The following is a 23,607-nucleotide window of genomic DNA, read 5'->3' on the forward strand; positions in this document are numbered from 1 at the left end:
AGGACACTGTTTTAAATGTAGGACGGGCGTAGCCCGCGCCATGGACTGGTGGGACGCCGAACAGGAGTTCGACGACGAGGTCCTCGGGCGGGAGACACTGCCCGCGACCTTCGAGGCGAGCGCCGAACGGAACGCGAGTCGAATCGCACAACGATACAAAGGTGGCGTCTACGACCGGTCGCTGGCCGGGACCGCAGTCCCACCCGCACCCGCAGACGACTACGGCGACGTGACCTACGCCGGGATGCAGGAGATCGTCCGCTACCTCGCGGCCGGCTTCCGGGACCTCGGCTTCGAGACGGGCGACCGACTCGGCATCTTCGCGCACACCCGGATGGAGTGGGCACAGACCGACTTCGCGGCGCTCGCGGCCGGCGGTGTCGTCACGACCGTCTACACCTCCTCTTCGGAGTCGCAGGTCCAGTACCTGCTCGACGATCCGAACGCCTCTGCGGTCGTCGTCGAGAACGCCGAACTGCTGGAGCGCGTGCTGGCCGTCGAGGACGATCTCGATCTGAACTTCGTCGTCGTGATGGACGACGTGCCGGACGGGAGCGGGATGGCCGGCGCGGTGCGGGACCGCGACGACATCCTCCTGCTGTCGGAGGTGTACGAGCGCGGCAGCGAGGTCTTCGATCTGGACAGCTACGAGTCGTGGGTCGACGCACGCGACCCGGACGACCTGGCGAGTCTCATCTACACCTCGGGGACGACCGGCCAACCGAAGGGCGTCCAACTCACCCACTGGAACTTCCGGTCGAACGTCAACCAGTGTTACCGCCGGTTCGGCCAGCGCCCCGACAAGGGCGATCTGCCGACGATCGGCCCGAGTGCGACGACGCTCTCCTTTCTCCCGCTTGCACACGTCTTCGAGCGACTCTCGGGCCACTTCCTGATGTTCGCGGCCGGGGCGACGGTCGCGTACGCCGAGAGTCCCGACACGCTCCGGGAGGACTTCGGACTCGTCTCGCCGACGGTCGGGACCAGCGTCCCACGCGTCTACGAGAAACTGTACGACGCGATCCGGTCGCAGGCCAGCGAGTCGCCGGTCCGCCAGCGCATCTTCGAGTGGGCCGTGGGCGTGGGCCAGCAGTACCACACGACCGACGACCCCGGCACGCTCCTCACGGCGAAACACCGCCTCGCGGACCGACTCGTCTTCTCGCAGGTCCGTGAAGCGCTCGGCGGCAACATCGACTTCTTCATCTCCGGCGGCGGGAGCCTCTCGGCGGAACTGTGCGCGCTCTACCACGCGATGGGGCTGCCGATTCTGGAGGGGTACGGCCTGACCGAGACCGCGCCCGTCATCGCGGTCAACCCGCCAGAACAGCCCGAGATCGGCACCATCGGCCACCCGGTGCAGGACGTGGAAACCGCACTGGACGACACCGTCGCGGGCGAGAGCGTCACCGCCGACGGCCAGATCGGCGAACTGCTCGTCCGGGGACCGAACGTCACCGAGGGCTACTGGAACAAACCCGAGGAGACCGCGTCGGCGTTTATCGACGACCTGCCCGAGGGCGCAGAGAAGACCGTCGAGGGCGAGTACGCCGAGGGCGACCCGGACGACCCGTGGTTCCGCACCGGCGACATCGTGGAGCGCCGCCGCGACGGCTTCCTCGTCTTCCGGGAGCGCGCGAAGCAGTTGCTCGTCCTCTCGACCGGGAAGAACGTCGCACCCGGCCCCATCGAGGACGGCTTCGCGTCCAGTGCGGTCGTGGAACAGTGCATGGTCGTCGGCGACGGCCAGAAGTTCGTCTCGGCGCTGATCGTCCCGAACTTCGACGGCATCCGCGACTGGGCGAGTCGCGAGGGGATCGACCTGCCGGACGACGCCGCCGCCGTCTGTCGGCACGACCGCGTCTACGAGCGCATCGAGCAGGAGGTCGCGTCGGTCAACGAGAACTTCGAGTCGTACGAGCAGATCAAACAGTTCCGCATCGTTCCCGAGGAGTTCACCGAGGAGAACGACCTGATGACGCCGACGATGAAGAAGAAGCGTCGGCACATCCTGGAGAAGTACGCCGACGAAGTGAACATGATCTACGAGGAGTGAGACAGCGGCAGTGCCGCACCGGCGCGGGACGACACCACAGTTAAGTCGCCCGCTCGGGAACACGCCGCTATGGCACGGTCGCCCTCCAGCAGGTCTGCACCGCTCGGTATCTGGCTCATCGCCGTTCTCGGCGCGGTCGGCGCGGTCGCCGACCTGCTCGGCGGACTGGGCGTCCTCGGTGCGGGGGTCGGCGGCTTCTTCGGTGGGACAGTCGCCATCGCCTTCGCGCTGGTGAAGCTGTTCGTCCTCGTGAATCTCGTCCGGTTGAGGGGCTGGGCGTGGGCGCTGACGTTGCTGGTGTACGCGATCAGTTTCGTGCTCGCGCTGCTCACGCTGAACCTGCTCGGAGCACTCCTCTCGGGGCTGGTCGCCGCCTACGTCTACAGCGTGCGGGAGTACTTTCGGTGAGTCGGAGGTGTCGGCGTCGGTCGTGACGTGAACTCGGTCGAACACGCGCCGAACACGCGCCGAACACGCACCGAACACGCGGTGCGGTGCTGTGCGGTCGCGGTCGGCTGGGGGGAGTCGCGCCGGCGATCGCAGTCGCAAACGGGTCGAACCCGAACGGTCGCCATCTCGGGACGACTCCCACGGTTCCGAAACCACCGCGTTCATCACGAACGATGACCAACCGACGCCCATGGCAGTCGAAGCCGACTCCGAACAGGAGTCCTCCGCCTACGACCGACTGATGGAGCGCGTCACGAAGCTCAACAACGTCGGCAACGCCGCCGGCATCCTCTCGTGGGACCAGCAGGTGATGATGCCCGACGAGGGCACGCCCGCGCGGTCCCAACAGCTCTCGACGCTCTCGTCGATCCAGCACGACATCCTCACCGCCGAGGAGACCGGCGAACTGCTCGACGCCGCCGAGAGCGAGGACCTGACCGACGAGCAGGCCGCCGCCGTCCGCGAGGTTCGCCGCGACTACGAGCGCCAGACCTCGGTCCCGAACAACCTCGTCACCGAGATCTCGGAGACCACCTCCGAGGCGCTCCCGGCGTGGAAGGAGGCGAAAGCCGAGTCCGACTTCGAGACGTTCGCGCCGTACCTGGAGAAACTGCTCGACCTCAAGCGACAGTACGCCGAGCACATCGACCCCGACCGCGACCCCTACGAGGTGCTGTTCGAGGACTTCGAGCCGTGTCTCCCCCTCGATCAGGCCGAGGAGATTCTCGCCGACGTGCGCGAGCAGTTGGTCCCGATGATCGAGGAGATCCGCGAGTCCGACACGGAACTGGCCGTCGACACCTTCCACGGCGAGTTCCCGGCCGACGAGCAGGAGGCGCTGGTCCGGGACGCCCTCGACACGCTGGGCTACCCGTGGGAGCGCGGCCGTCTCGACACCGCGCCGCACCCGTTCTCCTCGGGGACGCAGTTCGACGCCCGCGTCACCACGCGGTTCGACGAGTCCGACCCCATCGGCGCGCTGATGAGCACGATCCACGAGTTCGGCCACGCGACCTACACGCTGGGCCTGCCGGACGAGCACTACGGGACGCCGCTCGGCGAGTCGCGTGACCTCTCGGTCCACGAGTCACAGTCACGCCTCTGGGAGAACCACGTCGGGCGCTCGAAGGCGTTCTGGGAGCTGTTCCTGCCGACCTTCCAAGACCACTTCCCGAGCACCGCCGACGCGAGCGTGGAAGACGCCTACGAGGCCGCGAATCAGGTGTTCGAGGACAACCTGATCCGCGTCGAGGCCGACGAGTTGACGTACCACATGCACATCCTCGTCCGGTTCGAGATCGAACGCGAACTGCTCTCGGGCGACCTCGCCGTCGAGGACGTGCCGGAGGCCTGGAACGACAAGTACGAGGAGTATCTCGGCATCCGCCCCGAGAACGACGCCGAGGGCTGTCTGCAGGACATCCACTGGAGCCACGGGAGTTTCGGCTACTTCCCGACCTACTCGCTCGGCTCGATCATGGCCAGCCAGTTGTACGACGCCGCCAGCGAGGATATCGACGACCTGGAGGGGAAGGTTCGCGCGGGCGAGTTCGACCCCCTGCGGGAGTGGCTCCGGGAGAACGTCCACCAGCACGGTGCTCGCTACGAGACGAACGACCTCGTGCGCGAGGCGACCGGCGAGGAGTTCACCGCCGACTACTTCCTCGACTACGTGACCGCGAAGTACGGCGACCTCTACGATCTGGACGCGGCCTGATTCCCGACTCACGCACCGGTCACTCGGTGTTAAGGAACCGTACCAACCCCGTCTCTCAGGGAGTTCCTTTCTACGATGCGATAGAGAAAAGTGCACGACAGCGCGGCGTTAACCTCGCGTACCAAACCCCCTATTAGGTCGTCGGCCGTCTACTGGTGTATGAGCGCGACCGCGACGACCGCCGCGACGACCGACCTGACCGACAAGCAGCAGCGCATCCTCCAGTACCTGCGCGAGAACGGCCGGACGAAGACGTACTTCAAGTCTCGGCTGATCGCGAACGACCTCGGGATGACCGCGAAGGAGGTCGGCGCGAACATGTCCGCCATCCTGGACGGCAGTTTCGACGTGCACGTGGAGAAGTGGGGCTACTCCTCGGGCACGACGTGGAAAGTCTCCGTCTGACGCGGTCCGCCGACCGACACGACCCCACGCTCCCCGCCGACGCTTCCGGCCCGGCACTCACCGACGACTCACCACCGACCGCGCTCTCCTCTCACCCCGACTCGACAGCCTCCGCTCTCGGGGCGGTCGACACGAGATTACTGCCGACGGTCGCCACGAGTCGGGGACCGATCCGACCGGAACTGTTCAGGGGTCGAACCGGATCAGTCCCGCCACGTCGCGGGCGAAGGCGTCCGCGTCCGACCCGAAGGAGTCGGCGTACCGCACCAGCAGCGTGATGATCGTCTCGGGTTCGACGACAGCGTAGCCGTTCTCACGCGAGAGCAGTCCCGCACGCTCCAAGTCGCCGGCGTAGTTCGAGACGGTCGCACGGGAGACGTCCAGCGCCGCCGCGAGGTCGCCGCCGGTCGCGTCGGGGTCGCGCAGGAGTTCGATCACCATCCCACGGGCGGTCGGTCGCCGGAGGTAGCCGAGCGCGGCCTGTTCGAACTCCGAGAACTGGTCGGCCGGGTAGAAGCGCCGGTAGTCGCCGTCACGCCGGGCCTCCACGACGCCGCTGTCCAGCAGTCGTCGGAGGTGGTGCTGGGTCTCGCCGGTGCCGAGTTTCAGGTCGTCGCGGACCTTCGAGAAGTGTGCGCCGGGCGTGGCCGAGAGGTAGCCGACGATGGCGTCGCGAGCGTCGCTCTGTGACGCCTCGCCATCGTTCCGCAGGCCGACGAATGGGGTCGCGGCTCCGAGTGCCGCGAACCGTTTCAGCGTCGCCCGCTTCTCCTCGTCCACGCCACGCTCTGCCATCTGGTTTTCCCTACGTTATCCTGCAAATAAAAGCCCTTCGCCTGTCGGCGGTGTTACTCGAGCTCTTTGTCGAACTCCATCTCGCCGTCGTCTTTCGATTTGGAGCCGGTGTCGTCGCCGCCGTCGGTCTCTTTCGCGGGCTCGGTTTCGGTGTCCGTCTCGCCGCTCTCGGTGTCCATCTCCGATTCCATCTGCTCGATGACGGCGTCGGCGTCCTCGATGTCGTCCATCGAGTCGGCCTCCGAGATGACCTCGTCGGCGGGCTTGATGTCGCTCATGCTCTCGCCGGACTTGATCGCCTGCGCCTCCTGTTCCATCTGCTGGACGTCCATCTCGGCGGCCTCGTCGATCTGGCCGATGATCTCCTCGATGTCGTCGAGGCCGAGCATCTCGCGGGTCTCCTCGTCGAAGTCGAGGCTGTCCAGCCCGGCCATGTCCTGCACGTCCGACCCGGTGAGCTGTTTGCCGTACCGACCGACGAGACTGGTGAGTTCCTGCGGGAGGATGAACGTCGTCGACTCGCCCTGCCCGATGTTCTCCAGCGTCTCCATCCCCTTGTCGATGATGGCACGCTCGCCCATCGACTCGGCGGACTTCGCCCGGAGGACGGTCGAGATTGCGTCACCCTGCGCTTCCAGGATCTGGCTCTGCTTTTCACCCTGTGCGCGGATGATGTTCGACTGCTTCTCACCTTCGGCCTCCTCGACGGCGCTCCGGCGTTCACCCTGCGCTTCGAGGATCATCGCCCGACGACGCCGCTCGGCAGAGGTCTGCTGCTCCATCGCCTGCTGGACGTCGGCCGAGGGGTTGACCTCGCGCACCTCGACCGACTCGACGCGGATCCCCCACTCGTCGGTGGGTTCGTCGAGTTCCCGGCGGATGCGGGCGTTGATCTCCTGGCGCTTGTTCAGCGTGTCGTCGAGTTCCATGTCCCCCAGCACGGCGCGGAGCGTCGTCTGGGCGAGGTTCGAGACGGCGGTCTTGTAGTCCTCGACCTCCAGGAACGCCTTCTTCGCGTCCATCACCTTGATGTAGACGACGGCGTCTGCGGTGACGGGCGAGTTGTCCTTGGTGATCGCCTCCTGTCGTGGCACGTCGAGTGTCTGGGTCCGCATGTCGAACGGGTACGTCCGGGAGACGAACGGGGGGATGAAGTTGATCCCCGGTTCGAGGAGTTTCCGGTACTCCCCGAACACCGTCAGCGCCTTCTTCTCGTAGGCGTCGACGATCTCCACCATCTGCCAGACGGTCACGACTGCCAGCAACAGGACCAACATTCCGACGAAGACCAAGCCTGCACCGAACAGCCCGGTCTGGAGTATCACGGGGTCCATACTTCGGCCTTGGGTCACGGTGCCGATAAGCCTTCCCACGTGAGAGAGTGCCGGACAGGGGGGCCGACCGAGAGCGGGCGGGCCGCCGACCCGTATCGACCGGCCATCTCCGACCGACAGCCACCGGTCGTCTCCGACCGACAGCCACCGGTCGTCTCCGACCTGCATCCACCGACCGTCTCCGACTCCCTCACCGACCGCGCGCGATGTCGTCTGCGTGCGCCGAGACGAGATCGGCGAATGCTTCACGCTCTGCCGCCTCTCGCTCTGCTTTCGACCCATCGTGGCGCAGGAGTCGCTTCAGTGCCACCACGGCGTCGGGTTCGTTGGTCGCGATGGCCTCGGCGACCGACCGTGGATCGTCGACGACACGCGAGACGAGACCGATTCGGCGGGCTTCATCGGCGTCGATCACGCGCCCCGACAGCGCGAGGTCCATCGCGTCGCCGGTTCGACAGACCTCTCGCAGTCTGCCGGTTCCACCCCACGCACCGAACAGGCCGAACTGGACGCCCGGTTCGGCGAACGTCGCGTCGGGACTCCCGATGCGCAGGTCACAGGCCAGCGCGAGTTCGACACCGCCGCCGCGTGCCGGGCCGTCGATCCCGGCGACGACGACCGGTTCGGCCGACTCGATGGCGTCCGCGACACGCTGGCCGTGCCCCGCGAACGAGGCCGGATCGTCCAGATCGGCGACGACGTCGAGGTCGGCTCCGGCACAGAAGGCGGAGCCGGCACCGTGGAGGTAGACGACCGAGACCGGGCCGCGGGCTGCCGTCTCCGAGTCGGCGGTCACGGCGGCTTCGAGTGCGTCGAGGTCGGCCGGGCGGAGCGCGTTCCGGCGATCCGGGCGGTCGAGCGTGACGACCCGGAGCCGTCCGACGGTCTCGGTTCGGATCACGACGTCACTTCGCGTGGGTTTCCAAAGGTCTTTGCCCTTCCTCCCGCTATCGGTGTGTAATGGACGAGGCCGTGCTGGTCCGGGACACCGCCCGCGAGACCGTCGCCGACATCGAACCTGCGGAACTCGGCGACGCGCTCACCGGACTGCTCTCAGAGGCGTCGGTCGCCCCCGGCGCACTCACGCTTCTCACCGCCCGTGCGCTGGACCCCGGCGTCGACCTGCCGGGCATCGCGGAGCGTGCGGTCGGTGTCCAACTGATCTACGACGGGCTTCGGATCACACGCCTGCTCGCACACACCGAGCCGTGGACCGCCGACGACGCCGAGGCGGCCGACATCGCGGCCGACCTGGACGTGCTGTCGGCAGTCGTGCTCGTCTCGCGTGGGTTCTATCTCTTGGCCCGGACCGAGACCGCCGGCAGAGCCGTCGCCGTGGTCCAGCAGTTCGGCCGGGACCAGACGCTCCGCCAGCGCCCGGACGCGGACGTGGACCTGCTCGACCGGAACCTGGAGGAGGCCGTCTTCGAGTTGGCGGTCGCCACCGGCGCGACGGCGGTCGGTGGGCGCGTGGACGACGACCTGCTCGGATTCGGTCGCGGACTCGCAGACGGTGTGGACACCGACGAACTACCGCCGGCCGAGTCGTTGTTCTCGGCGGCGACGGTCGCCGAGGTGGCGCGCGTCGCCGGTGTGGGTGAGGACCGCGTGCCCCCGGTGGCAGACGACGGCTAAATCGAAACGCCTAAAGACGAATCGGGCGAAGCAGTGGTTGCGCTACGATACGTGGTGCCTGGGTAGCTTAGCGGTAAAGCGCGTCCTTGGTAAGGACGAGAGCCCGGGTTCAAATCCCGGCCTAGGCTTCTTCTCTCCGACGGTTCACTGCCCGCGAACACGAACCACCGACCACGCAGACGTACCTCCAGCCGAAGGTTCAACACCGTTCCCACCGTAGGTGGGACCATGCCGAAAGTGGACGCCAAAGGACGGGTCGTCCTCCCGAAAGCCATCAGGGAGCGACTGGGAATCGCGCCGGGGGCCGAAGTCGAGATCCGCGAGGAGGACGGGAAGGCGGTCGTCGAACTCGAAGAATCCCCCGACGAGATCATCGCAGACATCGAGGCGATGATCGACTCCCACGGTGACACCGACAGCGTGGCCGACGACGAACTCGATCCGATCTCGAAGGATCACGTCGAGACGATCCGACGGGGGACAGGATCGAATGGCGAGTCGCCAGAGGAGTCGGATGCCGGCGACGACTGACGATCCGGTGCTGTTCGACGTGGGAGTGATCGCACTCGCTCACGCCGGAACGCCGGTGAGCGAGACGCCGCTGTCGTACGTCCGGAAGGCGATAGCCGGCGAGATCGACGCCGTGATTCCACTGCCGGCGCTGGTCGGCGCACACCACGTCCTCGCGTCGGTCTACGGCTACTCCAACGCAGAGGCGTCGGCACTCATGAGCCGACTGCTGGACGCGAGTCGCATCCACTGGTACGAGAAGACAGCGACAGAGACCGTTCGGGCGGGCTTCGAGGTGGCCGGCACTGCTAACGTCGAAGGGTGGGACGGCTTCTACGCGCGGGTCGCGAGAGAGGAGGGTGTCGAGACCGTGTTGACCCTCGACGACGATTTCGAGACGCTGGACGGGATCTCGGCAGAAGTCGTGCTGACCCCCGCCGAGTTCACCGAGTTGAACGACTATCTCGGCGACGACGACTGACCCCTTCACCGGTCGTCGGCGACCGTATTCCCCGGTTCTCACCGGCCGAGAGCCATCGTAGCCGTCCACATCACCTCCCGTCGTACCGTCACGTATGACCCGCACACGCACCACACTGTTCGGGACAGACCTCCGACCGCCGGCGGTGTTCGTGCTCGCCACCGTCGTCGTCTCCGCCACGGCACTCGCCGTCTTCCGATGGCTCGCACCACAGCTCACCCTCCCCACGGGCCTGGTCGGCTTCCTCGCCACCACGACCGCGACGCTCGGCATCCTCGCCGTCACCGTCGCTATCCTCCGGTGGGAGGGCGTCCGACCGACGGCACTCGGGATCAGTCGGTACGGGGCCGCCGTCGCACTCGGTCTCGTCGCCGGTATCTGGCTCGTCCTCAACCTCGCCGTCCTCGGGGTCGTCACCATCGCCGGCGGGGCGGTGCAGTTCGACCTGCCGAGCGGCCTCACGCCGGTCCAGTTCGGCTTCTTCCTCGTCGAGCAACTGCTGTTCGTCGGTCTGATCGAGGAGTTCGCGTGGCGCGGCTACCTCCAGTCGAAGCTGATCGACTGGGCGTCGGGGCGTGGCCTGTCGGTCACGCGGGCGCGGGCGGTCGGTCTCCTCGCCGCTGCGGTGCTGTTCGCCCTGTGGCACGTCCCGCAGCGCGTGCTGATACAGGGGCTGGGACTCGGCGAGACCGCCGGGAGTGTCGTGCTCCTCGTCGGACTCGCGCTGTTCCTCGGCCTGCTGTACGAGGCGACCCGGAGCGTCGTCTTCGTGGGACTGGTCCACGGGAGTCTGAATCTCAATCCGGTGTTCGTCACGGGCGGAGTCGCCGGCACGACGCCTGCGTGGGTCGGCACCGCCCTCCTGTACGGCGTCCCACTGCTCGCGACGCTCGTCGCCGTGGTGGTCTACCGCCGGTACGTCGGATGGTCGGGGACACGCCCCGGCGTCGGCCCGACGGCGTGAGCAGTGCGACTCACGCCGCTTCCACACTCGTCGGGTACTGCGACTCGGCCACCGCGAACGTCAGTGTACTCAGCACGCCCAGCAGCGTCCCGATCAACAGCGCGATGGCCATCTCCGGCAACTCGAACCGCTGGACACCGGCGGTGCCGGCCGGGACGAACACGCCCGACACGGCGTACAGCACGATGGCGATAGAGAGGACGTAGAAGGGGGCGTTCAGGTAGCGCCACTCGAACCGGTCCGCGAGGTACTCGTCGGTCACCTGCCCGAGACTGCTGGTGATGCCGGCGGCGGCGAACCACTGCACGGCCCCCTGCACCAGCGCCGCGAGGATCTGTGGCGCGCTCGGATCGCCGCCGACACCGGCCTCGACCGTTCGGAGCGCCTCTAAGGCCTGCACGCCGCCGACGACCAGCAGGGCCGCCGCGACGACGTAGGTGATGAGCGTGACGCGCCCGGCGTAGAGGCCGTTTCTAGCGCGTTCCGCGAGGTCGTCCACGTTGCGCTCCAGGCCCAGTCCCCGGAAGAGGACGTACAACCCGAGCAGTGCGGAAATGATCCCCAGCACCTCGACGCCCGCGAGGAACTCGAAGCTCTGGGCGACGATGACGAAGGGGTAGACGAGGAGTAAGATCCCGAGAGGCACGAGGACGGTCCCGCGCGTCTCGGGGTCCGCGAGGACCTGCTTGATCGTGTAGTACATCGACTCCAGGTTCTGCGCCTGCCGAACGACGACCCGGCGCACCCCGTCGATGGGGACCCTGGATCGGATCACCGGCAGGACCGACTCGTCCTGCGCGCCGTCGGTGATGACGATGGCCCGGACGTTCTCGCCGGTCGACAGCGCCGCCAGCACCGTGTCCACCTCGTCGCCGACCGCCCGGTTGGCCTTCACGTCGGAGCCGTCGACGCCCGTCACTGCCGCGACCTCGACCTCCTCGGCCTCGGTAGCCGCGATCTCGTCGTAGGTGTGCAGGCCCTGAAAGAGAACGTTCGAGTCGCTGTCCTCGGGATCGGAGGTGGCGAGAGCGACCGCCGCAGACTCGACCTCGTCGCGCCCGACGACCGGCGTGTCGAACGGGGTCTTCCGTCCGAGGTCGTCGTCGAGGTCGACACAGAGGACCAAGAGCATCGGTGTCACAGTTCGCCCGGATCGTTTAACTCCCTTTCGGGGTCGAACCGGTGAGGTACGGTGACACGACGACTCGCCCGGGAGGTCCTCTCGCGTGTCGGTGGCGGCGACGTCTCGGAGACGGAGAGGGACCGTGGGCCGGTGGCGCACGGGCGGCGAGAGTCGCACGGCTTTTGACGCTCGGGGCAGTAGACGCTCGATACCGAATGATCTCGAAGGGCTGTGAACAGTGCGCCGAGGGTGGCAAGATGGTCATGTTCGTCTACGGCTACTGCGACCAGCGGGACTGTTTCTACTGCCCGCTGGGTGAGAACCGCAAGAACGTGACCGACGTGTACGCCAACGAGCGTCTCGTCGAGTCGGACGAGGACGTGCTCGAGGAAGCGCGCCGGATGGACGCGCTCGGCACGTCGATCACCGGCGGGGAGCCACAGGAGGCGCTCGACCGCACCTGCCACTACCTCTCGCTTCTCAAGGAGGAGTTCGGCGAAGACCATCACACGCACCTCTACACCGGCATCCCCGGCGGCCGGGAGAACATGCGCCGCCTCTCGGAAGCCGGACTGGACGAGATCCGGTTCCACCCGCCCTTGGAACTGTGGGGCGACCTCCACGGGACCGAGTGGGAGGAGATCCTCTACGTCGCCCGCGAGGAGGGGCTGACGCCGGCCTTCGAGATCCCCGGCATCCGGCCGGAGCCGGAGTTCCTGGAGTTCTTGGACGAGGGCGCGGCCGACTTCTGTAACATCAACGAGTTCGAGATGTCCGACGGGAACTACCGCCGGATGCAGGAGGCCGGCTTCGAGTTGCAGGAGGGCCACATGTCGGCCGTCGACGGCTCGAAGCAGGCGATTCTCGACGAGATGGGCGACCACGAGCGCGTCTACTTCTGTACCTCCGTGTTCAAGGACGCCGCCCAGCACCGGAACCGCCTGAAGCGCATGGCGAAGAACGTCTCGCGGCAGTTCGACGAGATCACCGACGACGGGACCCTGGTCTACGGGAAGACGTACACGCCCGCCGAGCGCTTCGCCGAACTGGGCGTGCCCGAGGAGTTCTACGCCGCGAAGACGAACCACGTGGAGGTCGCGTGGTGGCTCTTGGAGGAGATGGTCGACGAGGGCGACGTGGACGACGGCGAGATCGTCGAGCAGTATCCCACAGTGGACGGGACCGTGGTGGAGCGCACGCCACTGGCCTGAACGCGGCTCCTCGGTCGACTGTGCCGACTCGTTCGAGCACTGCACCACCAGTCACCCGACGACGCGACCACCACTGGACTCCGACAGGACGGGACCCCAACAGGACGCGAGCTGGTGGCGACCGGAATCGAGCAGTGTCCGAGCGACAGCGAGGACCTGCTGGCAGTCCGCGTCGCCAGCAGTCGGGGAGGGGTGGGAACTACTGCGCGAGTTCGGGTTCCAAGCCGGCAGGCGACACGCCGGGTCACGACCAGTAACTGCACGATGGATCGCAGAGTCGGGGGGGGGACTGAAAGAGTCCGGGGGCTTTCACCTCCCGTCGTTCGTGTCGGATGCGACCGAGTTCGCTCCGACGTATCGACCCGAGTTCACACCACTCGCGTGTCGGTCACCTCACCCCTCGAAGCCGTCCTCCCACCGGAACGTGCCGTTCCGCTGGACGACCTCGCCGTCGACTTCCAGCCGCGAGTCGCCCGACATGTCTGTGATCATGTCGGTGTGGATCGCACTGTCGTTGCCCGACTCGCCCTCGGGCAGACAGGCGTCGTAGGCCCGGCCGAGCGCGAGGTGGACCGTCTCGCCCATCTTCTCGTCGAACAGGATGTTGTCCGTGAACCGGTCGATACCGCGGTTCATCCCGATGCCGAGTTCGCCGAGGCGACGTGCGCCCGCGTCGGTGTCCAGCAGGTCCGCCAGCACGGTTTCACCGGCCTCGGCCGTGAAGTCGACGACCTCGCCGTCTTCGAAGGTGAGGCGGACGTCCCGGACGCGGGTGTCGTTGATCGTCATCGGCACGTCGAAGTGGACCTCGCCCTCGACGCTGTCTTCGACCGGCGCGGTGAACACCTCGCCGGAGGGGAGGTTGTGCGAGTCGTACGCGACCGACGCCGCCGAGTTCACCGCCGTCCGGCCCGCGACGGACATCGTGAGGTCGGTGCCCTCGCGGACGATCCGCACCTCGTCGCCGTCGTCCAGAATCTCCTTCATCCGGGCCATCTCCTCGGCCAGCGACTCCCAGTCCCGCAGAATCGCGTCGTAGACGAAGTCCCGGTACTCCTCGAAGGCCATCCCGGCCTGCTGGGCGAGCGACCGAGTCGGATGGATCGTCGCCACCCAGTCGGTGGCGAGGCGTGCCTGTCGGATCGCCTTCGTCGCCTTCGCGTGGGCCTGTCGTATCTCGCCCGGGACGTCCGCCATCGCCGTGGTGTTGTGTCCTCCGCGGATCGAGAGGTAGGCGTCGGCCGACTCACACAGCGCGAGTTCGTGGGCCGGATCGGCCGTGAACTCGCCGTCGAACGCTTCGTGGCCCTGGAGGTACGCGCGGGTCAGTTCGTCCGACTGGCGGACGAAGACGGGGTTCGCGCCCCGTTCGCCGAGCAGTCGCGCGACCGCGACGCCCAGATCGTGGGTGCCCTCGTCCAGCGAGACGATCACGTCGTCGCCCGCCTCGATCCGCGCGCTCCAGTCGACCAGCGTCTCCGCGTGACGTCGCACTCGCTCGTCCATACCGACCGCTGGTGGGGGGAGGCAAAAACGACGGCGGTCGGTGAGGGACGGCGAGGAGGTGGCCGACGGCCTGTCGGCGCCCGACAGGCGACCGCCGCGCCTCAGTCGAGGAGATCCAGTACTCGCGTCAGGTCGCGGCCGTACTGTGCCAGCGCGTCGTCCAGCGTGACGACGCCGACGAAGCCGTCGTCGTCGACGACGATCGCTCGCTGTGCGCCGGTGTCACCGAGCAGGCCGACGAACGTCGAAAGATCGGCCGACGCCTGTACCGTCACCGGCTCACCCGACAGTAACTCGCCGGCCGTGACGCTCCCGAGGTCGGTGCCCGCGACGTAGGCCCGGCCGATGTCCGCCGGCGAGAGCAGGCCGACTGGCTGGTTCTCCGCCAACACGACGACGTACTCGAGGTCGCGCTCGCGCATCGCTCTCGTCACGTCACCGACCGGTGTGTCCGGCCCGGCGGTGACGACCGTCGTTCGGGTGATGTCGATGATCGGCATACTGTTCGGTCTCTCCTAGGGACCACGAGAGCCTAAAGCCAGCGGCGACGTGTGGTACCGACACGGATTCGGCTGGTTCCCATCGGCGGTCTGTGACGACGCCGAGACGCCGACGAATCACCGAGCTACATTCCACAGCGTGTCGTCCGTGTAGACGATGCCCTCCGCCTCCACTGCGCCGCTCGGAGTCAAGCTGATCTGTCTGCTCGGTCTCGTCAGCGTCTTCCTCTCGCTGCTCGCCGGGACCGCCCTCCTCGCCAGCGGGACGGTCCTCGGTGGGTTCGCCGGACTGCTCGTTCTCGGTCTCGCCTTCGTCCAGGCCGGTGTTCTCTGGGGGCTGTGGACCGTGAAACGGTGGGCGTGGACCGCGGCGGTCGTGAGCTACTCGCTCGGGGTCTCGTTGGCTCTCGTCGAGTTGCTCGCGGGCGACCTCGATGCAGTCGTCCGACTCCTGCTCGGGGCTGCGGTCGTCGCGTACGTCTACAGCACCCGGTCGGTCTACCGCCGCGAGGTGGTCCCGACAGGGTGAGGTCGCCACACTCGCGCTGCTCCCGCAACCACAACCACGCGCTGCTCCCGCAACCACAACCACCATCACCCCTGCCCGCACAGCCACGGCCATGCAACTGGGCGTGATCGGACTGGGGCGCATGGGTCAGATCGTCGTGGAACGCTGTCTCGCCGACGGACACGAGGTCGTCGCCTTCGACCTCGACCCCGAAGCGGTGGCGACCGCCGCCGACGCCGGGGCGACGCCGGCCGAGTCGGTCGCCGACCTCGCGGACAGACTGGGCGACGAGAAACGCATCTGGCTGATGGTCCCCGCAGGCGACGCGGTGGACGCGACGCTCGACGACCTCGACCCGCACCTCGACGGCGAGGACGTCGTCGTCGACGGCGGCAACTCCCACTTCGAGGCGTCGGCCCGCCGGGCCGAGGCGACCGACGCGGCGTACCTCGACTGCGGCACCTCCGGCGGTCCCGCGGGTGCGGAACTGGGCTTCTCGCTGATGATCGGCGGTCCCGAGTGGGCCTACGAGGCGATGACACCCGTCTTCGACGCGGTGGCGACCGGCCCCGCCGGCCACGACCGGATGGGTGCGTCCGGATCGGGTCACTACGTCAAGATGGTCCACAACGGCGTCGAGTACGCGCTGATGCAGGCCTACGGCGAGGGCTTCGAACTCCTGCACGAGGGTCGGTACGATCTCGATCTGGAGGCTGTCGCCCGCACGTGGAACAACGGTGCGGTGATCCGGTCGTGGTTGCTCGAACTCTGTGAGGAGGCGTTCCGCGAGGAGGGGACCGACCTCGGCGACGTGGCCGATCACGTGGCCGGTGGGTCGACCGGCACCTGGACGGTCCAGGAGGCACTCGAACAGGAGATTCCGGTCCCGCTCATCTATCAGGCACTCTCGGAGCGGTTCGGGTCGCGCGCCCCCGAGTCGGGGCGGTTCTCCCGGCGACTCGCCAACCGTCTCCGGTACGGCTTCGGTCGACACGAGGTCCAGCGCGACTGACCCGCCGGGCATCACTGTCGCCGTCCGCCGGGATGCTCTCGGCGGCAGTCGCCGGGAGACGGGGCTTTTTCGCCCGGCGACACGTGACACACCACGTGACCTTCAGCATCTGCGTGCGAGAGGAGTACACCGACGAGGAGGGCGACGAGCACCTGCGCTTCGGCGTCGCCGTCACGACTCGCCTGCCCGCCGTGGGGACGCTCTGTCCGTTCGCCAACGAACACGGCGCGGTGGCGACACAGAGCCTCGTGAACGTCGAACTCGGCCGGAAGGGGATCGAGTACCTCGCGGACGGTCTGGCGGTCGAGAAGGCGCTGGACGCCCTGCTGGACGCAGACGAGGGGAGCGCCCAGCGGCAGCTCCACGGGGTCGACGCGGACGGCGAGTTCACCTTCTCCGGCGACGAGTGCAACGACTGGTACGGTCACCTCGCCGGTGACGGCTACACCGTCGCCGGGAACCTGCTGACCGGCGAGTCGGTGATCGAGGCGGTCGCCGACGAGTACGAGGCGGCGGCACCCGAGACCGGCGCGGCGGAGGACGCGGCCGACCCACTGGCGAAGCGTCTCGTCGACGCACTTGCGGCCGGGCACGCACAGGGCGGCGACAAGCGCGAAGACCTGCCGGTCCAGAGTGCGGCGCTGAAGGTGACCCGCACCGAGGAGCGAGAGCTGTCGCCGTACTACGACGACCTCCGGGTCGACGCCACCGAGACGCCCATCCGCGACCTCCGGGAGACGTTCGCCGAGGCCGAACGCGGCTTCGAGATGGCCGTCGAGCGCTACGCCGACGCCTACGAGGAGGACGACATCGACGCCGCCGAGGGCGACGAGGAGACCGTCGACGCCGGGGAGTGACCGGTCGGTCTCGCCGACGCGGAACCGATGGTGACGGGTACTCGGTTCACTGATAATCTTTCTGGCGTCGACGGGGTTCGATGGCGTCGCTCCGGCGGGAACCGCCCGCAGGCGCGCGGCCTTCGTTGTGAAGCGTTGACACGGTGCGAAGAGTTTAAATGTGTGTGACAGTGTGGCTCGAATGTGCCGAAAGTTCATTGCTCAGACTGTGGCCGGGACATCGGGATGCACGAACTCGAAGCGAAGACCGTGGCACAGTCGAGTGGGTTCAACACGCGCTATCGCTGTCCGTTCTGTCGGGCGGACGTCGGCGACGTGTCTGACAACTTCGTCTAGACGCGACGTGGCGCGGGCGACACTCACCTTTTTCTGCGACCGTCGGGGCGTGTCGAGTCCGCCGTGAGTGGGCTGGGACGCTGGTGGGTCGGTCTGTGGCGTGAACGCCGAGGGGTCGGTCGTGACGGACGGCCGGTGACCGTCCCCGACCGCTGGCGATCGGAAGGAGACACCATCTCTCGGAATCCGGGACAGTCCATCCCGGCGTCGTGTGGTGATCCGCACCACGGCGTTGCGCGCTCCGAAACCGTTTTCAACGGGCCTCGCACACACTCGGTATGCCGACGGAACCCGAGACAGGGTACGACCCGGATCTGGGTCGGAAGTTCGTTTTCGTGACCGGGGGTGTGATGTCCGGGCTGGGCAAGGGAATCACGGCCGCCAGCACCGGGAGACTACTGGCCAACGCCGGCTTCGACGTGACGGCAGTCAAGATCGACCCGTACCTCAACGTCGATGCCGGGACGATGAACCCCTACCAGCACGGGGAGGTGTACGTCCTGAAGGACGGCGGCGAGGTCGACCTCGACCTGGGGAACTACGAGCGCTTCCTCGGGACCGACATGACCTCCGACCACAACGTCACGACCGGGAAGGTCTACAAGCAGGTCATCGAGAAGGAACGCGCCGGCGACTACCTCGGGAAGACCGTCCAGATCATCCCGCACGTCACCGACGACATCAAGCGTCGAGTCCGCGAGGCGGCGGAGGGCTCCGACGTCTGCATCGTCGAGGTCGGCGGCACCGTGGGCGACATCGAGGGGATGCCGTACCTCGAAGCCCTCCGGCAGTTCGCCCACGAGGAGGACGACGGCGACATCCTCTTCACCCACGTCACGCTGGTTCCGTACTCGAAGAACGGCGAGCAGAAGACGAAGCCGACCCAGCACTCCGTGAAGGAACTGCGGAGCATCGGGCTCCAGCCGGACATCCTCGTCGGGCGCTCGACGAACAAACTCGACCCCGACACGCGCGAGAAGATCGCGCTGTTCTGTGACGTGCCGACCGACGCGGTGTTCTCGAACCCGGACGTGGAGGACATCTACCACGTCCCGCTGATGGTCGAAGAGGAGGGACTCGACGAGTACGTGATGGAGCGACTCGACCTGACGAGCGAGGCGCTCCCCCGCGAGGAGCGCGACAGCCGCTGGCGCGAGATCGTCACCCGCGAGAAGACCGGCGAGGTGGAGATCGCGCTGGTCGGCAAGTACGACCTCGAAGACGCCTACATGTCGGTCCACGAGGCGCTGAAACACGCCGGCCTCGAACACAACGTCGAGGTGACCGTCACGTGGTGTGACTCCGACAAGATGCACGACGCCCACCGCGAGCGTATCCGCGAGGCGGACGGCGTCGTGGTGCCGGGTGGCTTCGGCTCTCGCGGCACCGAGGGCAAGATCGAGGCGATCCGGTACGCCCGCGAGAACGACGTGCCCTTCCTCGGGCTCTGTCTCGGCTTCCAGATGGCGGTCGTGGAGTACGCCCGGAACGTCCTCGGCCTGGAGGGCGCACATTCTGCGGAACTCGACCCCGAGACGCCACACCCGGTCATCGACCTCCTGCCCGAGCAGAAAGAGCTCGACGACATGGGCGGGACGATGCGGCTCGGTGCCCACGAGACGGACATCCGGCCGGACACCCTCGCACACGAGGTCTACGGCGCGGACGCCTGTACCGAGCGCCACCGCCACCGTTACGAGGTGAACCCCGCGTACATCGACGACCTCGAAGCTGGCGACCTCGTCTTCTCCGGCACCGCCGGTCGTCGGATGGAGATCGTCGAACTCGACGACCACCCGTACTTCCTCGGGACGCAGTTCCACCCCGAGTTTCGGTCGCGGCCAGACCGAGCGAGTCCGCCCTTCGTCGGTCTCGTCGACGCGGTGCTGGACCGCGTCGCGGCCCGCGAGGACGGGGAGCCAGCCGACAGCACCGCCGACGAGACGGAGGTGGAGGCCCGATGATCGACGTCGAAGCGTTCATCAAGGAGGCGACCGCCGAAATTCGACAAGAGGTCGGCGACGCGAACGCGATCATCGCGCTGTCGGGCGGCGTGGACTCCTCTGTCGCGGCCGCCCTCGCCTACCGTGCCATCGGCGACCAGTTGACGCCGGTGTACGTCGACACCGGCCTGATGCGGAAGGGCGAGACAGAGCAGATCCGCGAGACGTTCAGCTACATGGACTCCCTGCGCATCGTCGAGGCGCAGGACCGCTTCGTCGGCGCACTCGAAGGCGTCACCGACCCCGAGGAGAAGCGGCACGTCATCGGCGAGCAGTTCATCCGCGAGTTCGAGCGTGAAGCGCGCGACACCGACGCCGACTACCTCGTGCAGGGGACCATCTACCCCGACCGCATCGAGTCGGAGGGGAACATCAAGTCCCACCACAACGTCGGCGGCCTGCCGGACGCGGTCGACTTCGAGGGCATCGTCGAACCGGTCCGCGAGCGCTACAAGGACGAGGTCCGCGAGGTCGCCCGCGAACTCGGCCTCGAATCGGTCGTCTCCGAGCGCATGCCGTTCCCCGGGCCGGGCCTCGCGGTCCGGATCGTCGGCGAGGTGACCGCAGAGAAGTTGGAGGTCGCCCGCGACGCGACTCACGTCGTCGAGGACGAGGTGGCGAAACACGACCCGTGGCAGGCCTTCGCCGCGGTCCTGGGGAAGGCGACCGGCGTGAAGGGCGACAACCGCGTCCACGGCTGGGTCGTCGCGGTGCGGTCGGTCGAGAGCCGCGACGGGATGACGGCCCGCGCGCAGGAACTGCCGTGGGAGACGCTCCAGCGCATCCAGAGTCGCATCACGGGGACGAACGACAACGTCTCGCGGGTGGTCTACGACGTGACGCACAAGCCGCCCGCGACGATCGAGTACGAGTGATACGATGATCGCAATCGTCGCAGGCACGGACGAGGACGGACTGGGCGAGGCTCTCGAGAGCGAGGGTGTCGAAGTACGACGGATCGACGGGCTGGCGACCGGCGAGACGCTCAAGTCGGCGGGCATCGCGGCGGCGGACCTGTTCGTCCTGACGGACACCAGTGACGCGACCGCGATTCCGGTGGCGAAGGACGCGAACCCCGAGATCCGGGTCGTGTTGTACGCCCGCGACTCCCTGCCGGAGTTCGCCAAGGGGCAGGCCGATCTGGCGGTCGATCCGGCGCTGTTGTCTGTCGATGTCGTGGCCGAAGAACTGGTCGATACTGCGTGAGGGATTCGGTCGGGGTGTAGGCGAACAGCACTCGGCGACCTGTTTCGAGACGAGTGTGGTGCCGATCGGACTGTCGTCGTGAACGGCCGTGATGGCACTCGCACCGCAACCCCGACAGCATCCGCCACCGTAACCACGACTGAAACAGCATCCGCCACCGCGACCGCCGCGAGTAGTAGCGCGAGGAACCGCACCCGCACAGCACCGTGACCGCACCTCGTCCTCCCCAGCCTCGCCGGATGCTCTCCGCACCGCCCGCATCCGGCTCCCTCGCGCGCGTCGGAGTCGCGCGCGCCGGGTTCGAGGTGAAGGCTCACGCGACACTCGTCATCCGATAATTCCGGCGACAGCCTCGGAATCCGAGCGGATGCGATCTGCTGGCGACCGGAACCGAGCAGTGCCGGAACGACAGTGGAGGCCTGCTCGCAGGCCGCGTCGCCAGCAGTCGGGGAGGAGTGGGGACTACTACGACGACCGGATTCAAGACCAGCAGACGATACGCCGGGTGACGACCAGTGGCGACAGGATGGGACACAAATCTCGGGTGGGACTGAAAGGGGCCGGTCTCTCGATCCATCCCGGACGACGCAAGCCGGGCGGGACCGGAGGTCCCGCTGGAAACCGGCGCGCCGCGCCGGTGACAGAGCGAGACCGGAGGTCTCGCCAGCAGTCGGGCGACTCTCGGGTCACCCGACAACACTGGACTGAGGGAGAGCCGGCCTGCCGGCTCTCCCGAGGGAAGCGCGCAGGGGAGTCCCGGAGGTCTTCGTGAGCCTGCGAACGAAGGCTTGTCAGAGCTTGCCTCTGACAGTGGTCGAGAGACCGGGGGCTTTCACCGCTCGTCGTACGTGACCGATCCAACCGAGTTGTTGACGACCGATCCGACCGACTTCACAGCAAAAACGCATCCAACCGAGTTCACACGTCGACACAACGTTTACTCCCCCACCACTCGACCATCCGGTATGCTCGACTGCTACGACGTCCCCGACGCAGACCCCGGCGAAGTCGCCTCCGGCGAACTGGTCGTCAGCGACGACGTCCTCGTCAAAGTGTTCGCACTCGGTCCCGGCGCGGAACTCCCCGCCCACGAACACGGCGACAGCACCAACGTCTTCCACGTGCTGGAGGGCACCGTCACCGTCCTGCAGGACGACACAGAAGAGGAGATCACCGCACCGGGCGTCGTCCACCACGAACGCGGACGGGCACACGGCGCGCGCAACGACACCGACGAGGTGGTCGTCTTCACAGCGAGTCTCGCGCCGATGCCCGGCAGTGGCTGAGTCGGCGGTCACCGACCGAGCGTAGAGAGAGAATCAGGGTTCGAGAGTCGAAAGCGCCGCCTCGCTGTCGCCGTCCAGTCTCCGGAGCAACTCGCGCGCCTCGCTCCTCGCCTCGTCGTCCACCGAGACGAGCACCATCCCCTCGCCCGGTTGGCCGTAGACGACCGACCCGCCGGTCGGGACCGCGACCATCGCCGGCAGAGTGGCGAGGTCCTCCTCACCCTCGACGACGATCACGGTCGGCTCCGCGCTGTCGAGGGCGTCGACCAGCGCCCGGAGGAGGTCCTCGGAGAGGGTCGCCTGCGCGTTCTCGACTTCGACTCTGTGAGCCTCCCCGTCCAGCACGCGAGCGATCTCGTCGCTCACCGCCTCGCGTTCGGTCTGCCCGTCTATCACCGCGACCTGCGGTTCGTGGCCGGCCTGCCGGAGGTGGTACGTCACTACGTCGCCGACCGCGACGAGGGGCGTACCGGCGTCCGCGAGCAGTCGCTCGGCGTCGGTGTAGACCGGGCCGAACGGCTCTTTGAACGCCCCGCGCAGATCGTCGGGGAGTCGGAGCATCGCCCTACCGGACCTTCAGCGCGTACGAGCCGGGTTCGGTCACTTCCATCCCCTCGGCGACCTCGCTCTTCTCGGGGTGGGTGATGATGACCAGCCCGGCCCAGTCCTCCGAGAGACTGGAGGAGCCACACGACGGACAGGTGTTCGCGTCGGGATCGACGACCCGGTGGCACTCCCGACAGACGAGTCGATCCTGCGCCATCAGTTACCCTCCGCCTGCGCCTCGCGCTTCTGGCGTTCGGCTTCGAGCCAGCCGTGCTTGCCGAGTCCTGGCTGTTTGGCCGTCAGGCCGATCTTCGAGTCGCGCGGGTTGCGCTCGTCGATACTCTTCGTGACGATGCGGACCCGGACCGGGTCGCCGACGCCGAGCGTCTGGTTGGACTCGGTCGAGGCGAGTTGCTGGTTCTCGCCGTCGTAAGCGAGGTACTCGTCGGAGATCTGTGAGACGTGGAGCAGGCCGTCGACGGGACCGATCCCGACGAACGCCCCGAACTCCACGACCTCGACGACCTGTCCGTCGACGACCTCCTGCATCTGGGGGTCGAAGGTGATCGCGTCGAACTCCGCCTCGTAGTAGACGCCGGGCCTGCTCGGCAGGACCGCGCCCTCACCCACGTCGTGGACCTTCACGACGCTGACGACGCTCCCCACGTCCTCGTCCATCCGTCCTTCGAGTTTGTCTTGGAGGAGTCGTTTGACTCGCTCCGGCGTCACGTCCGCGAGGTGCTCCGGCGGCACCTCCACCGTGTCTTTGAGTCGTACCCGTTTGTACATGCTAAGGTTGTGTGATTGCCAGTGTGTTCCGACCCCTTAAACCGATTACCCGTACGCCGCGTTCGAGCAGGCGGTCCCGCAGGGGTCTGTCGTTCGTGACGACGTAGTCGACCTCGCCCGACGTGGCGAGTTCCACGACCGCGTCGTCGGCGTACGATGCCTCCGTCTCCACCGCAGTACAGCGGTCGGTCGCCAGGTCCAGTCCCACGCTGGCTGCGACACCCTCCTCGCCGCCGGACGCCGAGAGTTTCTCCAACTCGGCGACGACGGCGGTCGGCGTCACGAGGTCGGTCGGGCCGACCAGTCGGTCGAGTTCCTCGAAGACCCGCACGTCACCCTCGACCGGCAGCATCAGCGCGTTCGTGTCCACGGCGACC

General features: G+C 67.4%; 26 protein-coding genes and 1 tRNA gene. 17 read left to right on the plus strand and 10 right to left on the minus strand.

Annotated elements, in window-relative coordinates; translation table 11 throughout:
• Positions 1 to 40 precede the first annotated feature (40 nt).
• The 4 genes from LI337_RS11495 (at position 41) to LI337_RS11510 (ending at position 4,628) form a co-directional block, all read left to right on the plus strand.
• Positions 41 to 2,056: an AMP-dependent synthetase/ligase gene (locus LI337_RS11495; protein ID WP_227229983.1), complete on the plus strand. Its 2,016-nt coding sequence runs from the start codon at positions 41 to 43 to the stop codon at positions 2,054 to 2,056.
• A gap of 69 nt (positions 2,057 to 2,125) precedes the next feature.
• Positions 2,126 to 2,464 (plus strand): hypothetical protein, encoded by a 339-nt coding sequence (locus LI337_RS11500; RefSeq protein ID WP_227229984.1) that lies wholly within the window; start codon positions 2,126 to 2,128, stop codon positions 2,462 to 2,464.
• 232 nt (positions 2,465 to 2,696) lie between these two features.
• The gene (locus LI337_RS11505) at positions 2,697 to 4,223 is read left to right on the plus strand and encodes a carboxypeptidase M32 (RefSeq protein ID WP_227229985.1); all 1,527 of its coding nucleotides are present in this window, start codon (positions 2,697 to 2,699) and stop codon (positions 4,221 to 4,223) included.
• A 159-nt stretch (positions 4,224 to 4,382) separates the two neighbouring features.
• Positions 4,383 to 4,628: a DUF7123 family protein gene (locus tag LI337_RS11510; protein ID WP_227229986.1), complete on the plus strand. Its 246-nt coding sequence runs from the start codon at positions 4,383 to 4,385 to the stop codon at positions 4,626 to 4,628.
• Positions 4,629 to 4,814: 186 nt separating this feature from the next.
• On the opposite strand, the gene LI337_RS11515 is transcribed toward LI337_RS11510, so the two are convergent.
• The 3 genes from LI337_RS11515 to LI337_RS11525 form a co-directional block, all read right to left on the minus strand.
• The gene (locus LI337_RS11515) at positions 4,815 to 5,423 is read right to left on the minus strand and encodes a winged helix-turn-helix transcriptional regulator (RefSeq protein WP_227229987.1); all 609 of its coding nucleotides are present in this window, start codon (positions 5,421 to 5,423) and stop codon (positions 4,815 to 4,817) included.
• A 53-nt stretch (positions 5,424 to 5,476) separates the two neighbouring features.
• Complete coding sequence (locus LI337_RS11520) at positions 5,477 to 6,757, minus strand: SPFH domain-containing protein (RefSeq protein WP_227229988.1); 1,281 nt, start codon at positions 6,755 to 6,757, stop codon at positions 5,477 to 5,479.
• Between the two features lie 190 nt (positions 6,758 to 6,947).
• A complete protein-coding gene (locus LI337_RS11525) occupies positions 6,948 to 7,658 on the minus strand; it encodes an enoyl-CoA hydratase/isomerase family protein (protein ID WP_227229989.1) in 711 nt (236 codons plus the stop codon).
• A gap of 59 nt (positions 7,659 to 7,717) precedes the next feature.
• Here LI337_RS11525 and LI337_RS11530 point away from each other — a divergent pair, with 59 nt between their 5' ends.
• The 5 genes from LI337_RS11530 to LI337_RS11550 all read left to right on the plus strand — a co-directional run bounded on the left by LI337_RS11530 (position 7,718) and on the right by LI337_RS11550 (position 10,347).
• Positions 7,718 to 8,392 (plus strand): DUF7114 family protein, encoded by a 675-nt coding sequence (locus tag LI337_RS11530; RefSeq protein WP_227229990.1) that lies wholly within the window; start codon positions 7,718 to 7,720, stop codon positions 8,390 to 8,392.
• Between the two features lie 56 nt (positions 8,393 to 8,448).
• Positions 8,449 to 8,520: transfer RNA gene (locus LI337_RS11535), tRNA-Thr, on the plus strand.
• A gap of 100 nt (positions 8,521 to 8,620) precedes the next feature.
• Positions 8,621 to 8,923, plus strand: coding sequence for an AbrB/MazE/SpoVT family DNA-binding domain-containing protein (locus LI337_RS11540; protein ID WP_227229991.1), 303 nt, complete (start codon positions 8,621 to 8,623; stop codon positions 8,921 to 8,923).
• A complete protein-coding gene (locus LI337_RS11545) occupies positions 8,907 to 9,383 on the plus strand; it encodes a type II toxin-antitoxin system VapC family toxin (protein ID WP_227229992.1) in 477 nt (158 codons plus the stop codon). Before LI337_RS11540 ends, LI337_RS11545 begins: the two co-directional genes overlap by 17 nt.
• Positions 9,384 to 9,477: 94 nt before the next feature.
• The gene (locus tag LI337_RS11550; RefSeq protein WP_227229993.1) at positions 9,478 to 10,347 is read left to right on the plus strand and encodes a CPBP family glutamic-type intramembrane protease; all 870 of its coding nucleotides are present in this window, start codon (positions 9,478 to 9,480) and stop codon (positions 10,345 to 10,347) included.
• Positions 10,348 to 10,357: 10 nt separating this feature from the next.
• Here LI337_RS11550 and LI337_RS11555 read toward each other — a convergent pair whose 3' ends face one another.
• Positions 10,358 to 11,479, minus strand: a complete 1,122-nt coding sequence (locus tag LI337_RS11555) for a DUF373 family protein (protein WP_227229994.1) — start codon at positions 11,477 to 11,479, stop codon at positions 10,358 to 10,360.
• Between the two features lie 206 nt (positions 11,480 to 11,685).
• Between LI337_RS11555 and LI337_RS11560 the strand changes: the two genes are divergently transcribed.
• The gene (locus tag LI337_RS11560) at positions 11,686 to 12,681 is read left to right on the plus strand and encodes a radical SAM protein (RefSeq protein ID WP_227229995.1); all 996 of its coding nucleotides are present in this window, start codon (positions 11,686 to 11,688) and stop codon (positions 12,679 to 12,681) included.
• Positions 12,682 to 13,074: 393 nt separating this feature from the next.
• Here LI337_RS11560 and LI337_RS11565 read toward each other — a convergent pair whose 3' ends face one another.
• Positions 13,075 to 14,187 carry an aminopeptidase gene (locus LI337_RS11565; RefSeq protein WP_227229996.1) on the minus strand — a complete coding sequence of 371 codons (1,113 nt, stop codon included), beginning with the start codon at positions 14,185 to 14,187 and terminating at the stop codon, positions 13,075 to 13,077.
• Between the two features lie 101 nt (positions 14,188 to 14,288).
• On the minus strand, positions 14,289 to 14,687 hold the full coding sequence (locus LI337_RS11570) for a CBS domain-containing protein (protein WP_227229997.1): 399 nt from the start codon (positions 14,685 to 14,687) through the stop codon (positions 14,289 to 14,291).
• A gap of 157 nt (positions 14,688 to 14,844) precedes the next feature.
• Between LI337_RS11570 and LI337_RS11575 the strand changes: the two genes are divergently transcribed.
• The 7 genes from LI337_RS11575 (at position 14,845) to LI337_RS11605 (ending at position 21,895) form a co-directional block, all read left to right on the plus strand.
• Complete coding sequence (locus tag LI337_RS11575; protein ID WP_227229998.1) at positions 14,845 to 15,216, plus strand: hypothetical protein; 372 nt, start codon at positions 14,845 to 14,847, stop codon at positions 15,214 to 15,216.
• Positions 15,217 to 15,307: 91 nt separating this feature from the next.
• On the plus strand, positions 15,308 to 16,207 hold the full coding sequence (gnd, locus tag LI337_RS11580) for a phosphogluconate dehydrogenase (NAD(+)-dependent, decarboxylating) (RefSeq protein ID WP_227229999.1): 900 nt from the start codon (positions 15,308 to 15,310) through the stop codon (positions 16,205 to 16,207).
• Positions 16,208 to 16,302: 95 nt separating this feature from the next.
• Positions 16,303 to 17,064, plus strand: coding sequence for a DUF1028 domain-containing protein (locus LI337_RS11585; RefSeq protein WP_227230000.1), 762 nt, complete (start codon positions 16,303 to 16,305; stop codon positions 17,062 to 17,064).
• 614 nt (positions 17,065 to 17,678) lie between these two features.
• Positions 17,679 to 19,364, plus strand: a complete 1,686-nt coding sequence (pyrG, locus tag LI337_RS11590; RefSeq protein ID WP_227230001.1) for a CTP synthase — start codon at positions 17,679 to 17,681, stop codon at positions 19,362 to 19,364.
• Positions 19,361 to 20,278 (plus strand): glutamine-hydrolyzing GMP synthase, encoded by a 918-nt coding sequence (gene guaA, locus LI337_RS11595; RefSeq protein ID WP_227230002.1) that lies wholly within the window; start codon positions 19,361 to 19,363, stop codon positions 20,276 to 20,278. The genes pyrG and guaA overlap by 4 nt, the downstream gene beginning before the upstream one ends.
• Before the next feature lie 4 nt (positions 20,279 to 20,282).
• Positions 20,283 to 20,609: a DUF7126 family protein gene (locus tag LI337_RS11600; protein WP_227230003.1), complete on the plus strand. Its 327-nt coding sequence runs from the start codon at positions 20,283 to 20,285 to the stop codon at positions 20,607 to 20,609.
• Positions 20,610 to 21,574: 965 nt separating this feature from the next.
• Entirely contained in the window at positions 21,575 to 21,895 is a 321-nt protein-coding gene (locus LI337_RS11605; RefSeq protein WP_227230004.1) for a cupin domain-containing protein, read from the plus strand.
• Positions 21,896 to 21,928: 33 nt separating this feature from the next.
• On the opposite strand, the gene LI337_RS11610 is transcribed toward LI337_RS11605, so the two are convergent.
• The 4 genes from LI337_RS11610 to LI337_RS11625 are packed head-to-tail and all read right to left on the minus strand — an operon-like array spanning position 21,929 to position 23,600.
• Positions 21,929 to 22,456 carry a GTP-dependent dephospho-CoA kinase family protein gene (locus LI337_RS11610; RefSeq protein ID WP_227230005.1) on the minus strand — a complete coding sequence of 176 codons (528 nt, stop codon included), beginning with the start codon at positions 22,454 to 22,456 and terminating at the stop codon, positions 21,929 to 21,931.
• A 4-nt stretch (positions 22,457 to 22,460) separates the two neighbouring features.
• On the minus strand, positions 22,461 to 22,658 hold the full coding sequence (gene spt4 / locus LI337_RS11615) for a transcription elongation factor subunit Spt4 (RefSeq protein WP_227230006.1): 198 nt from the start codon (positions 22,656 to 22,658) through the stop codon (positions 22,461 to 22,463).
• The gene (locus LI337_RS11620; RefSeq protein WP_227230007.1) at positions 22,658 to 23,230 is read right to left on the minus strand and encodes a DNA-directed RNA polymerase; all 573 of its coding nucleotides are present in this window, start codon (positions 23,228 to 23,230) and stop codon (positions 22,658 to 22,660) included. The genes spt4 and LI337_RS11620 overlap by 1 nt, the downstream gene beginning before the upstream one ends.
• A 1-nt stretch (position 23,231) precedes the next feature.
• Positions 23,232 to 23,600, minus strand: coding sequence for a type II toxin-antitoxin system VapC family toxin (locus LI337_RS11625; RefSeq protein ID WP_380700213.1), 369 nt, complete (start codon positions 23,598 to 23,600; stop codon positions 23,232 to 23,234).
• Between the last annotated feature and the right edge of the window lie 7 nt (positions 23,601 to 23,607).

This window comes from Salinirubrum litoreum (assembly GCF_020567425.1).
In the GTDB taxonomy this organism is placed as follows: domain Archaea; phylum Halobacteriota; class Halobacteria; order Halobacteriales; family Haloferacaceae; genus Salinirubrum; species Salinirubrum litoreum.